Below are 13,372 nucleotides of genomic sequence, written 5' to 3'. Positions count from 1 at the left end.
CAGTTCTTTGACTACTCGTAACTCCAACTGCCTGTTGGCTCGAATAGAGGGAGGTAGTTTACCCTGTTTACGGTTATTGAATCTTCTCTTTGATAGAACTGGTACTCGTAGCATGGAGATAATCCTCACGAGTGAAAGTGTTTACATTGAGCGACTTGTATCGAGCGAAGTCGAGATAAGTCGAAATGTAGTCCCTTCCCGCCATCTCGGTTAAGATGTCTTGTCTAACAACAGCCCGACAAAAGGCTTTAGATTTGATCCGGACTAGGGAAGTATCCGGGTGTCTGTGCCAAACCGAGACTCAATGCGGTATTCAACGGTTTAAATTGCCGTTTGTCCGGCAATCCCCAACCTCAACGAAGTAGGTTGGGGTTGTTGAAAGCAAGTTGTAGATCATAATAGTAGTTTCTCTCCCCCTGCTTCCCCTGCAAGGGCGGGTTTAGTCACGTTATCGGTTGCTTCTAGAACGTTATCAGTAAAACCCGCCCCTACATCCGGAACTTCCCCGGTTCTCAGATAACTTTTAACTCGTGGTAACGAGAGTTGGTTCTACAGGTGTTTGTGCATGTTCGAGAATCGCTTTAGCCGCACGCCGCCCGGATAGGGTCGCGCCTTCCATACTATCGATGTAATCTTGTTGAGTGTAGCTACCTGCCAAGAAGAAGTTGCTCACTGAGGTTTTTTGGTTAGGGCGATAGGGGTCCATGCCCGGAGCTTCTCGGTAAAGCGATTGAGCTAATTTAACCACACTGTACCAGGTCATGTTCAATTCTCGCGAAGAGGGGAAGAGTTCGTGGACTTGCTGGAGGACATGGTGGGCGATGGATTCATTATTTTGTCGGATAAATGGATCACCGGGCGTTAGCACTAATTGCAACAGTGACCCTTGTCCTTCTTTGTAATAGTCACTGGGACTGGTTAAGGCTAAGTCAGCAAAGCAGGAAAAATCCGCATCCGGAGTATAGAGGAGATTATCCATCCCCGTCGCTTGTGCCAGTTGCTTCCGTTTTTGAGGATCATGGAGTTCTGTCACCCAGCCATCAAACCGCAGTTGTACGGTGGCTACAGGTACGGTGTCTAGCTTATAGAGATTGTCAAACTCTGACCATTTGCGCCATGATTCTGGCAATAAACGCTGCACTCCTGGCACATCAGCGGCGCAAACGTAAGCATCGGCGGTAATAGTTTCTTCGCTTTCACCTTGGGCGATGACTAAACCTGTCACGTTAGCTGAGTCTCCTGTCTCGGTGTAGAGGATTTCTCTCACCCGTCGCCGGGTGTAAATTTTTGCCCCTCGCGCTTCTAGGTAATTGATAATCGGTTGATGTAAGTATTCATTAGGCGAACCTTCCAGCATCCTGAGAACAGAGGCTTCTGTTTTCGCAGCAAAGAACTGGAAGATTGTCAACATGCAACGGGCAGAGATATTCTCTGTATCGATAAACCCGAGGGCGTAGGCGATGGGATTCCACATCCGCTTTAAGCTGCCGTTAGACCCCCCATGCTGGCGGAACCAGTCAGCAAAGCTAACTTTATCCAAGTCGCGAATGGTTTGCATTGCCCCATCAAAGTCGATCAAGCCGCGTACTAGGGGACTGGTTCCGAGTGCGATCGCGTTTTGTAGCTTATCCTGGGGTGATAGCTGGGAGGTGGTGAAAAAGGCTTTGAGTCCATTAAACGGCGCTCCGGTGATAAAGCGAAAGTCTAGCTCCCCCGTGCGCCCACCCCGATTAATAAAGGTATGGGTATGTTCCTTGAGACGTAGGTTCTCCAATGCCCCTACCTTCTGCATCAAGTCAAACAAGTTGTAGTAGCAGCCAAAAAAGACGTGCAACCCCATCTCAATGTGATTGCCCTCGGCGTCTACCCAACTGCCAACTTTGCCGCCCACGAATGGACGGGATTCAAAGATTTCGACTTCATGTCCGGCATCGACTAATTCTACAGCCGTCGCCATTCCGGCAAGTCCTGCCCCAACGATCGCAACGCGCATCGTAGCCCTTCCTTTTCAGTTTTCTTTACAGATTGTAATAGAATTTGGGTTCCAAATGCAGCCTATCGGCTTGCGATCGCCGTTGATCCCAGTTTTGTTTGCGGGAATGAAATCTTGATAAAGTTGGCTAAACCGACTTGCTGATGTCAGCCAATAGGAATTAGAATGTACACAGTGTCTTACACGTCATACATTACGTATTACAGACTTACCAGTCTACAAAAATTGGGTAACGCGAATATCTCGCCAAAGAGAAAGCAGGCAAGGTTACTCAATCAGAACATCAGGGTTGCTAATCAAAGGTAAAACACCAGTCAAAGTCCTTCTACCGACTTAGGGTCTTAGACGTGATCCTAATCCTAACCAAGCCGACAGGCAATAGCAGTTTTAATGTCACTGTTTTTGCTCAATCATTCTTAATGCAACTCAAATGTGTTTGAACAACAAAGAACTTAAAAGAGAGGAAGAGAAAGTATTACTATCTTCCCTAGCGGTTGAAGTCGATACGATTTTTTTGAAGCTTCGTAAAGCGGATCAAGTCATTCGCCATGAACTGAGCTTACTCGATCATCCCAACATTCAAGCATTTGAGAAGAGTCAGGTTGAACCAATCAATGTAGAACAATTAAAAAAAATTATTTATAAAATCCCGCCTCAACATTTATTGGTAGATGAGTATGTTCTCTACATGCTTGACAGCAAGACAACGAGCATATTCGGTTTAGTTGAAGATTATAATCATTCCCTGGAACGTCGCCAGAAACTGCAACACAGCAATAATCCGAGTGATCTAAAGAATGTTGATGAAAATTTAGCCTATGCGATTCGTCGTTTGGGGGCGATGATATATCATTTAAATATTCACTTAAATTTGCTAACGGTCTTGTTAGTTAAAGCCCCGTTTTTTACCGATCATCAGCAAATCACGATTAACCAAAGCCAAGATAAGTTAGAAAAAAAGCTGCTAGATGACTGGGATAAATGGCACGACAATGTTCGGTTTATAGAAATCACTATTGATGAACCTTATGCGATTGTAACGTGGGCGATGGAAGAGCTTGGTGGAGATGCCATTCTCCAGCATGAGCAAGGCAATTGGCAATTGATGACGATTAGCACAAGCCGATTCGACACGAAAGCCTTTGAACCCGTGAATATTTCATCAGATGCAGCTCAACGCCTGCTCAAGCGTCATTACCAGAAACTGGGATTCTAAATTGATTGGACTTTGGACAAAAACAATAAATTTGCATAATTTATTTGCCAAGGCATTTAGGGCAGAAAAATTAGATGTAGGGGCGGGTTTAGGGACAATTGTAGGGGCGGGTTTAGGGACAATTGTAGGGGCGGGTTTAGGGACTAAAGTTAGCTAGTCACCACTAACGGAACAACAAAACCCGCCCTCCTCACCAATCAATGAACAACAAAACCCGCCCTCCCCACTTAAGTCTAAACAAATTGCATTGTGCGAATTTCTTGCCACAGTTCTAGGTACTGCTCAATCGCTTCTTGGGGTAAGGGATATAGAAATTCACTGTCTTCGAGTATAGAGGGTTCTGGTAAGAGGATCTCACTCTGTCGCAGTGAGTCGGGTAACGTAGCCGGATTCAGGGTTACCAGTATCGGTGAAGCTGCATGACTTAATAAAGAAATGTCGATCGCGGATTGTTGTCGCCAGCAAAAATCAATCCATTGCTGAGTTAATGATTGGGACGTTTCTGGTTCTGGCGATTCAGCAGCCGTCTTTTGCACAGCAGGTTGTACCCACACATCTGCCCAAAGAGAGGTTCCTGAACGAGGAATGACAGCTTGAATTTGGCGATCGCGTCCGCGCAGGGATAGGATATCGGTAGACCAACCCACGGCTAACCAGGTATCGCCTAACACTAAGGGTTCTAGATAGTGATCTGAACTGTAGAGTTTAACCTGTTTATGCAGGTCTAAGAGTTCAGTTTTCAGATTGGGGACTTGACTCAAGTTGGCGGTATCATAGGAAAACCCTAATTTCTTCAAGGTCAACCCAATCACCTCTCGCGGACTATCAAGTAACGAAATGCGATCGCGTAATTCTGGACGCCATAAGTCACTCCAATCTGTCGGTGTCCACCCTAATTCCTCAAACTTATCCCGGCGATAGGCAATTACTACTGTCCCCCAGCGATAGGGTGCGCCCCAGATTAATCCCGATTCGTCAAGTTGTCCTTGGCGATTACGTCTGACAATCCCTTGCCAACGCGGGGGTAACTGTTGCCATCCTGGTAATGTTGACAGCTCTAGCGGTTGAATCAGTTGCTCACCGATAGCAGATTCTAACCAATAATCTCCTAGTGTGACCAAATTAGCGATCGCGGGAGGTTTGCGACTAATCAGAGGAAGGGAAAACCCAGGCGAGGATTCTGGGTTTTCTGATTGTCGTTTCCACACCCGAAGGTTCTGGTATATATCCTTAAGCTGGGCTTGTGGGTCAAACTTGAGCCTCACGGGTGACTCCAGGGTTCGGCGAAATTCAGCCAATAACTGAACCGGAATTGAATTTTGCAACAGTCCTACATTTAAAGCCGTTGACTGTCTATTGCCACACCCAGACGCCAATTGCCCCAGTGCTAGGGCGCTAGCGCCCATGAGAAAGGAGCGTCGTTTCATCCCAAAAATCTGGTGAATTGAGTAAAAATACTACGTTGTATACGCTTGCTCCCAACAAACTAACACAATTTTGGTGTTCTGTGAGACTGACAGCCAAAGAATCCATCTGCTATACAAGTGACCAGTGTTCCGTAACTCGTTGAGTCAATCTGGGAACTTATCCAGAGTTAGGACTGAGTTGAAGGCACAATTGTAAATAAAATATTAAATAGTTAGATCGGCGACATTGTAAGGAAGACAAAGCGAAAACCTAGGAAAAAAGGTGATTAAAGCCCAAGATAAATCATTTTGAGGGTTGACTTAATGGTTGAAACTTGTGCGCTGTGAACAATCAGCAGGATATAGGGATATGAATTGTCTCAAATAGTTAAATGAATCCGCAGGAAGGTAGCTTTTGAGTGTAAATTGACTAGCATGAAATAGAACTCGCTATGGAAATTGGTAATCAGATGGATACAGTTCAACAACAAATCAACGCCCTAAATTATAAAGTTGATGCCATATACCAAAGTATTGAGCAACTCAACAACAAGGTATCCCAGTGTCTCCCTCAAGTCCAACCGATGTCAACTGTAGACTCTGAGCTACAGGCATCAACCGCAAAGGTTAATGACATCCCCGTCTATGCGAATCCCCAACTGCTGGACTCTGGGATGGAACATAAAGATATCCTAATCGAGGATAAGGGTGAAGTTGCTCAATTTCATACGAATCACAACGGAAATCATAATTCAGAGAATTCCCTGTCTGCTGATGTGCAAGTGCAACGCCTCACTGCCCAACTAACCGCCGCTTACAATCGCATTGCGGCTTTAGAAGAACAGCTTCTCGCCCGCCGCATTCACTCGTGAACCTGGTTCTCCTTGAATTAATGGTGTTGAGCTAGAAGTGCTTCAATGGCTTGCAGTAATTGAGTCGTGTTCCATCCTTGGTAAAGATGAGATGCGATCGCACATCCTCCCGCACCGACACCTTCCTTGACATATCCTTGTTCGTAAGCCCGTAGCTGCGGATAACTTGACTGGGCAAAACTTAAGTCGGTTGCCAAAAGAGGAACACTGCCGATAGCTCGTGCTAATCCCACAGTATCACCCGTGGGATCATCTGCCACCCAGCGAGTTGTACCGACAACCACCTGCTTAGGTTGCCATGGTAAGGAATCAAAACTACGACGATAAGCTCTAATTTTTGCTCTCCTTGCTCTCCTTGCTTCCCCAGCTTCCCCAGCTTCCCCAGCTTCCCCAGCTTCCCCAGCTCCCCCAGCTCCCCCAGCTTCCCCTGCTTCTTGAAGAAGCGCCAACGCCCGTGCTAGTGCATAAACTGCTAGCATTTGCGTCCCTCCAGCTAACAAAACACCAACACTTTGACTTGCCCCAATCACCATTCCGGCGGCTGTAATTTGCATGGGATCACCTACGGCGGCGACTAACTCGAAGGGATCAATGAATTCTGCCAGTTTCTCTTCCCAGTCTGCCTGTTGTAGTCCCATCCGAACGATTTCTGCTTTTTGGCGATGATTACAGTGAGGATGGCTGCTATTGACTTTACCCATGGCGGCAATACCCAACCCTGTCAGCACACTCAAAGCCGTTGTGGTTCCGCCAACGACGCATTCAGCAATCATTACATATCCGCTTGGGGTCAGAGTTGCCAGCTTTTGACCCCAAATTAAGCCTTGCTCAAATAGCTGTTTTACAGTATTGATGGGCAAGGCTTTTCCGGTAGTTAAACAGTTAGCGGGTAAACCTCCTAAATCTATAGCTGGGACGGCTGGCGGTTGAGGTAAACCCGCATTGAATAGATAAACCGGAAGGTGACAAGCCTCGACGACAGCACGAGAAATCAGGACAGGCGACGCCCCAGCATCCAAGGGAGGTAAAGGATACTTAGGACTAGGGGTAAAACCATTAACTAAGAATTCAGCATCCGCGATCGCAGTATACTTCCGATCCTCTGGAGTTGCCCCAGCCGCAGAAATGCCGGGGATCAACCCTGTTGCCGTAAATCCTAAAATACAAGCGAGTAGGGGAGGTTGTCCCCTATACTGCTGCAACCATTGATTTCCTTGAACAAACTGGGTATAGATGCGGATCAATTACAAAGGACGAATGACAAAGGACAAATGACCAATAACCATTAAACTAGGACAGGTGTTTCGGATTGATCCAGTTCTCGAAATAAAGGTGTACTCAAATAGCGTTCGCCAAAACTGGGCTGTACCATAACAATTAACTTACCCGCATTTTCTGGACGTTTCGCCACCTGAATCGCGGCACATAAAGCGGCACCGGAGGAGATTCCAGATAATAACCCTTCCTCTCGTGCCAAACGGCGACCAAAAGCGATGGCATCTTCATCACTGACTTGAACCACTTCATCAATCAGGTCTGTACGCAAAACTTGAGGGACGAAGCCAGCACCAATTCCTTGAATCTTATGGGGTCCAGCTTGCCCGCCAGAGAGAACTGGACTACTGGTCGGTTCAACGGCGATCGCGGTAAAATCGGGTTTACGTTGCTTGAGGACTTCGGCAATACCCGTAATCGTACCACCAGTGCCAACACCAGAAATAAGAATATCGACCTGACCCTCAGTATCTGCCCAAATTTCTTCAGCCGTCGTCTCCCGATGAATTTTGGGATTGGCTGGATTTTGGAACTGTTGCAGCATAAAGGCTTCAGGAGTGCTTTCGGTAATTTCGTTGGCTCGGCGAATTGCTCCTTTCATTCCCTCGCTTCCGGGTGTCAGCTCTAGTTTGGCTCCATACGCTTTCAGCATAGATCGCCGTTCCATGCTCATCGTATCGGGCATCGTCAAGATTAGCTGATATCCTTTAGCGGCGGCTACCATCGCTAGGGCAATACCTGTATTCCCCGATGTCGGTTCCACTAACACCGTTTTTCCAGGATGAATCTGACCCGCTTCTTCTGCTGCCTGAATCATACTCATACCGATGCGATCTTTCACAGAAGCGGCAGGGTTCATTCCCTCCAGTTTCACCACAATTCGTCCTACACATCCCTCGGCTTGAGGAATCCGGTTGAGCTGAATTAGGGGAGTGTGACCAATTACTTCTGTGATATTATGAGCAATCCGCATAGTTTCTCCTTATCAACGACTCGTCACTTCAGCTAATCCCGCAGGAGCCTCACCGTTAATCTATCTTATCCTGTTACTGTTTTGTGTAAACTACCTACACCAAGTCGGAGTACCGACTATGGAGTAGGCTTTTAGTAGCCCTGTACCAAATCGAATAAACTAGGTTGGAAGTACTCAACTTTACAACGATTCCTCTCACCGCCAAATCAAAGATTATGGCGAGAGCCTCCTTGCGGTTGAAGGTGATCGCTAACGTTAACCCCTCGATATTTCAAGGGTAAGAGAGTTGACGTAGCTGGAGGTTTCACCAAATGGTGAACTCTCAAAGCCTGACCCCGATATTTTCCGATCACCTCATCTTCCGTTACCTCAACCTGGGCAGGGCTTAGGTCATAGTTAACGCCTCGATAAACCAGCTTAACGTTATCCTCATCCGCCAATGACGACTCTGTGACGGGCTGAGACGATGAAGAACTGCGTCTATGATTGCTAAAAATGACTAAGATTAGCAGCAATAATTGAATTTGCCAGGGGGCTAAACATAACGTTACAACTAAGCTAACTAAAGCAATGGCAGCGGCAAGATAAGCCATTTCATTAGCCAATTGTTTAAAAAGATACGCAGTGACGAGGAAAATCCCCAAGGGAATGATAAACAATAAAGACATATCAAGTGACCTGTAACCTACTGTAATCTGTTATCTTCGCGAATTACCAACGTATCAACAGGGGAGCCAACCCTGTTGTAGCAATATTGACAGATAATTAGTCGGATTTTCATTAAAGTTTATGGTAGGGAGCGTCATTCGTCATACTCGCTCCCTTGAGAAGAAAGCTACGTCATTCTTCTTATGTAAGGGTTTGAGGCGTGTTTACAAAAATTAATAATCCAGCAAAACTTGTACCCACTGAGGCGGACGAGGAATAGGATTTTTCAGGCGATCAAAGATGAGTAACGCCACCAGATGAACCACAAATAAATAAATGGCGTTATTGATCACAATTGCCACAATTGCCACCACCTGAATTAACATTAAACTGGGTTGAGCGAGTAACCCCAGCTTGACAAACCCCCATTCCACTAATTCGGTAATTTGAGTCATCACATAAACCCACAGATCCTCACTCAAAAGAATTGAGAGCAGCCAAAAGCGAAAAAAGAATCCCAAAGTTCCCAGTAGCGTACCAATCCCAATGGAAAATAACCAATTGGCTTGACGTTTCCACAAGGCGCCCAACTGAACGCCCATCAAACCGTAGGGAATCAAAAACAGGATACTGCGGGTTGGTCCTTGTAGCACCGACAGCAATAACCCTGAAACCAGTGCCGCCATCCAAGAGGCTCGATTTCCCCGACGCATATACACCAAGGCGATTGGCACCGGGAAAAACATCTTCAAGACTGGACCGAGGGGAAAATAATAATTAATTAGCCAAATCAAACTCGCTGTACTGGCGAGGAACGCCGTTTCCACCATGACGACAGTGGTATTGAATTGTCGCTGTTGTGCCTGAGATTGTTGACTCGCCGAATTTCTGTCCTGATTAGGGATTAGCCTTTCAGGTCTAGTATTGGTTGATGGTTCCGTCTCTGGCTCTAGTTCCTCCACCAAATCCCATTCGTCATTGACATTTTCTGAGTCCTTCGAGGAGGATTCAGTATTCTGATCGGGATTAGGGCGAGGCACTTGGGCATCCTCAAAAGAATCGCTCATTCAGCTTTTATCAACGCTTGATCAACCTCCACTTTAACGCCCCTTTCACCTCGACATGATCGCCTGATCCCCTTACGTAGCTAAATCTGCCTCAAACCTTACCAATGACAAAGGACATAAGACAAATAACACTTCTAAGCAATAATGCGTTCTAATGCCGCCAGATCCGGGATAAACATAATATCGTGTTCTCGCTTAATCAAGCCTTTTTTTTCTAGCTTCGTCAAAACTCGCGTCACTGTCTCCCGCGCCAATCCACTCAAACTGCTTAACTCGCGATGGGGTAAGTTGGGAATCTCCGTACCTTGCTGTTTAAGTTTACCCTGACCCTCTGCCAAAAACAGGAGCGTGTCTGCCACTCGCGAGGTACTATCCGACTCTCTCAGGCGGAGACGGCGATTAACTTGGCGCAAGCGCTTTGCCATAAGCTGAGACAAACGAACCCCGGCTAAAGGTTCATCATGAATAAGCTGGATAAAATCCTGGGCAGGTATACTGCCAATCGTCGTGGGCGTTAAGGTAATCACATCGGTAGAACGAGGCACCTCATCCAGCGCCGCCATTTCGCCAAAAATTTCCCCCTTCCCTAAAATGTTGAGGGTCACCTCTTTCCCTTCCAGGTTATAGGTACGAATTTTTGCCCAGCCCTCCAAAATGAAGTAAACTGAGCCACCCCAGTCATTCTCCAGCAAAATAACTCGATCCTTGGGGTGGCTGCGAGTAACAACATGAGAAGTCGCTTGATTCACACTGGCTTCTGGTAAGCCAGAAAATAAAGGAGCAGTGCGAATCAACTCATTAACATTAGAGTTCATTTCGTGTGAGCTGTATCGATCATCCATGAAGCCAAACCACATTGTATACGCCGTGGACAAGTACGGCGATTTGTTATCCTCAAAAACTTAAGCAAGTCCCTTCCTGTTCCACAACAGACACAAAATTGAGTCGTTGTGGTACAATCGCCCCTCATCACCCCATCCAGACCAGCCATAATGGCAGATACAAGGGACTTATGTCCTGATCGATGAACGGCGCTATACTCCCTCGAAGTGCCTTTAATTCTAATCCTATTGGAAATTCAAACTAATCAGCCGGAGATTGGTACACAGCTATTATGCTGCATATTGAGGGAGATTTAACAACTTAGATGCCTGTAATCAGGACTTGAGAGGACCTCGGTTAGCCAGAATACGTTTTCAGACTGGGTTAACGGCAAGCGTTCAAGTTCCTACATAATAAAAGCAGGCGATCGCAATAACTCCTGCGAAGCGTGAACATAAGTTGTCAGGCGTTCCACCGTGACTAAACAGAAGAAAATCCAATCGCTGATTGCTGATATTGACAGTCTCCTTGCCAAGTTTGGCTCCCGTTTCCCTTGGTCTAAACCCAACGATTTAGCCCGCGATCGCGAAATCCTAGAACAGGTGCGTCGCTATCTGCTGTCGATGCAGTCAGACGAAATGGCAATGTCACCATCACCCGAATCAGCCATTACACCGATTGTGCAGGCGGTTGCTCAAGAAATGGAGAGTATCCGCCAACAGGTTACAGAACCCTTGCAGACTGAATTGTCAGCATTACGTCAACAGCGAGAGTCCTTGACTCAAGAAATTCAGCACCTTGAGCAGAAAAAACAGCAATTGCAAAATACTGTTACCGCTAAAGGGGGGGGACAAGAACAACCTCTCCCAGAATTTGCTCAGGATTTAATTCACCAGTCAACCGAACGCCTGACCCAGCAACTGGCTCAAATCTTACTGAATTTAGAAGCCCAACTGCTCAACGCTTCATCAACATCGGGATCACCCGGACAACCTGCCTCTGGGATAATGTTGCCACAAGAACGCTTAGAGCAACTGCGGCAACTGCAACGAGAGAGCGATCGCATGTTGCTCAATCTCGATGCCAACCAACGGTCACTCTTTGATGCACTTGATCGGGATCTGCATGGGTATCAGCAATCTTTGTCTCAAGGACTTGACAAAATGCATCGCTTGAGCAATCAAGGAGAGCTATTATTTACAGCCCTGGTCAATCGCCTCGCCCAGCTATTGGGACGAGAAACCTCAACCTTGGTGCAATCGTCTCAACCTTGGTCAGAGGTGACAGAATTATCCCAGTCAGTACCTGATTCAACGTCATCGACGTCAAAACAAGAGGGCATTTTTGTGGGCATCGATCCAGTGTCTCAGCCTGAATTCAATGTGACTCTATCTGCCAACGCCTTAACCCCATCCCCACCAATCCAGGCTCAACTGCCGTCTAAAATTGCCGATCAGCAATGGACGGAAGAACTCGATACAGAAAATTTAGGAGGCAACCCCCTAGACGCCTTGATTGGCTGGGATATGGATACCTCTATCTCAGACAAGGATTCAGAATTTCAAGACCTAGATTTCCTCTTAGGCATCGATAGTACCCCGGAATCCACACCATCATCATCCCCAATCTCTCAGGCGGATGACACGCAACCCGTAGAACCCGAGGTTGCCGATCAAACTGAAGTCGAGAACCGCCACCATGAAATTGATGAGTTGTATAATACCCTATTTGGCACAGACGCTGTCCCCGACTCTAATACCCCTCCTCCAGCCAATACCGCCGAAGTAACAGATATGAATACCTCAGCGACATCAATCACTACAACGGAAGGGCAAGATGAGCGATCCCCGGATCAGGCTTTCGGTGAGACTGAATCGGTGGAGATTGCTGATTATCTATTTGACGGATTCACTGATCCGGCAGATGAAACGAGTGTATCCGAACCCTGGATTGAAGGCATCAATCAGGATCAACTATCGTGGGAAACCTTATTATTTGAAACGCCAACACCTGACGCCCCGATTGAGTCAGAGATAGTCGCCACGCCAGAACCCGCCACTTATCCTCACCAGGAAAGGTTCAGCGAGTCTCAAGACGTTAAAACAATTACCGCCCTAACCGATTTACTCGATGAAATGGGGTTAAGTTATTCCCCCCCCGTAGCCGATATCCCATCCATAGGGGCGACTCGTGAGGAAGAATGGTTTTTGGAACACCCTGGAGAAACTGATTCCCCCGTTACCTCAGTTGAGGATCACTATATTCCCGCCTCACCCGATGAAGATTTGCTAGTCAGGGATGAATCGCAACAGTTTTCCGGTCAAGAGATTAGGCTAGACCAAAGTACCCTCCAGCAGCTTAGTGAAGACCTACACAGCTTTGAAGCAGAAGACCATCTGAATATTGTCCCTCAGCCGTCCCCGTCTCGCGATCGCACCGTCTCACCGCCAAATTTCGATTTAGACTCAATCCAGTCATTGCCCATGTCAGAGGAGTTGTTGGCAGAAGATTGGGAAGAATTTGCCCTCCATGACCTATCCCAAGAGGATGTTACCTTCCCAGATTGGCAACAGACTTCTCCAACTGACCGAGACTCTCGCGAACCTGATCCCTTGGTGAGTGACTTGGAGAAAACGACGCCACCACCATCCCCAGAGTTGGACGATGTTTATGATGATTTGTCTGAGGAATCGATTGACTTAGAGCAAGACAATGTGGTAAAAGAATATGTCTTGGAAGACTCCGTGACTCCGGATCAACAGTCCGTGAGCCAACCTCAAGAAACGTCTTTAGAGGATGGCGAACAAAACAGGGATTAGAGTCGGGGCGCTTCTGTGACCATTCGTGTCAACTTAAGCTCAACCCCTCGTCCCCAGCCCCTCTCCCACGCCAGCCCTCACCCCCAGCCCCTCTCCCAAGCTTGGGAGAGGGGAGCAAGAGGGGAGCAAGAGATCCGGTTCCCCTTCTCCCGTGCAACAAAAACGAAGTATCCTCTGTCATCCCCCCTGCCAAAAAAGCGAAGCATCCTCTGTCCTCCCCCCTCTTGTAGGGGGGAACGAGGGGGGTAGGGGGGAACGAGGGGGGTCGGGAGAAGGGGTTA

General features: G+C 47.2%; 12 protein-coding genes. 4 read left to right on the top strand and 8 right to left on the bottom strand.

Annotated features, from left to right (window positions below):
• Both RH949_RS22480 and zds read right to left on the bottom strand, forming a co-directional pair.
• The coding region (locus RH949_RS22480; protein WP_446354901.1) for an RRXRR domain-containing protein at positions 1-114 on the bottom strand (114 nt) is incomplete at its 3' end.
• Between the two features lie 409 nt (positions 115-523).
• Positions 524-1,993 carry a 9,9'-di-cis-zeta-carotene desaturase gene (gene zds, locus RH949_RS22475; RefSeq protein ID WP_446356267.1) on the bottom strand — a complete coding sequence of 490 codons (1,470 nt, stop codon included), beginning with the start codon at positions 1,991-1,993 and terminating at the stop codon, positions 524-526.
• Positions 1,994-2,423: 430 nt separating this feature from the next.
• Between zds and RH949_RS22470 the strand changes: the two genes are divergently transcribed.
• Both RH949_RS22470 and RH949_RS22465 read left to right on the top strand, forming a co-directional pair.
• Positions 2,424-3,209, top strand: a complete 786-nt coding sequence (locus RH949_RS22470) for a hypothetical protein (RefSeq protein ID WP_446356265.1) — start codon at positions 2,424-2,426, stop codon at positions 3,207-3,209.
• 31 nt (positions 3,210-3,240) lie between these two features.
• The gene (locus RH949_RS22465; RefSeq protein ID WP_006101963.1) at positions 3,241-3,366 is read left to right on the top strand and encodes a hypothetical protein; all 126 of its coding nucleotides are present in this window, start codon (positions 3,241-3,243) and stop codon (positions 3,364-3,366) included.
• Between the two features lie 76 nt (positions 3,367-3,442).
• On the opposite strand, the gene RH949_RS22460 is transcribed toward RH949_RS22465, so the two are convergent.
• Positions 3,443-4,636, bottom strand: coding sequence for an extracellular solute-binding protein (locus tag RH949_RS22460; protein WP_446356263.1), 1,194 nt, complete (start codon positions 4,634-4,636; stop codon positions 3,443-3,445).
• A 431-nt stretch (positions 4,637-5,067) separates the two neighbouring features.
• Here RH949_RS22460 and RH949_RS22455 point away from each other — a divergent pair, with 431 nt between their 5' ends.
• The gene (locus RH949_RS22455; protein WP_006102039.1) at positions 5,068-5,487 is read left to right on the top strand and encodes a hypothetical protein; all 420 of its coding nucleotides are present in this window, start codon (positions 5,068-5,070) and stop codon (positions 5,485-5,487) included.
• A 17-nt stretch (positions 5,488-5,504) separates the two neighbouring features.
• Here RH949_RS22455 and cobT read toward each other — a convergent pair whose 3' ends face one another.
• From cobT to RH949_RS22430, 5 genes are all read right to left on the bottom strand, one after another.
• Positions 5,505-6,731: a nicotinate mononucleotide-dependent phosphoribosyltransferase CobT gene (cobT, locus tag RH949_RS22450; protein WP_006102008.1), complete on the bottom strand. Its 1,227-nt coding sequence runs from the start codon at positions 6,729-6,731 to the stop codon at positions 5,505-5,507.
• A gap of 41 nt (positions 6,732-6,772) precedes the next feature.
• A complete protein-coding gene (gene cysK / locus RH949_RS22445; RefSeq protein ID WP_006102011.1) occupies positions 6,773-7,735 on the bottom strand; it encodes a cysteine synthase A in 963 nt (320 codons plus the stop codon).
• 206 nt (positions 7,736-7,941) lie between these two features.
• Positions 7,942-8,403, bottom strand: a complete 462-nt coding sequence (locus RH949_RS22440; RefSeq protein ID WP_006101948.1) for a DUF4278 domain-containing protein — start codon at positions 8,401-8,403, stop codon at positions 7,942-7,944.
• Positions 8,404-8,616: 213 nt separating this feature from the next.
• Entirely contained in the window at positions 8,617-9,450 is an 834-nt protein-coding gene (locus tag RH949_RS22435) for a DUF2232 domain-containing protein (RefSeq protein WP_006101900.1), read from the bottom strand.
• 134 nt (positions 9,451-9,584) lie between these two features.
• A complete protein-coding gene (locus RH949_RS22430) occupies positions 9,585-10,292 on the bottom strand; it encodes a Crp/Fnr family transcriptional regulator (protein WP_044208048.1) in 708 nt (235 codons plus the stop codon).
• Positions 10,293-10,748: 456 nt separating this feature from the next.
• Between RH949_RS22430 and RH949_RS22425 the strand changes: the two genes are divergently transcribed.
• Positions 10,749-13,091, top strand: coding sequence for a hypothetical protein (locus RH949_RS22425; RefSeq protein WP_446356259.1), 2,343 nt, complete (start codon positions 10,749-10,751; stop codon positions 13,089-13,091).
• Positions 13,092-13,372 lie beyond the last annotated feature (281 nt).

It is taken from the genome of Coleofasciculus sp. A1-SPW-01 (assembly GCF_040217205.1).
GTDB classification, from domain to species: domain Bacteria; phylum Cyanobacteriota; class Cyanobacteriia; order Cyanobacteriales; family Coleofasciculaceae; genus Coleofasciculus; species Coleofasciculus chthonoplastes_A.
The sequence above is the reverse complement of the archived record's forward strand: the minus strand, read 5'-3'. Positions and strand labels throughout refer to the sequence as shown.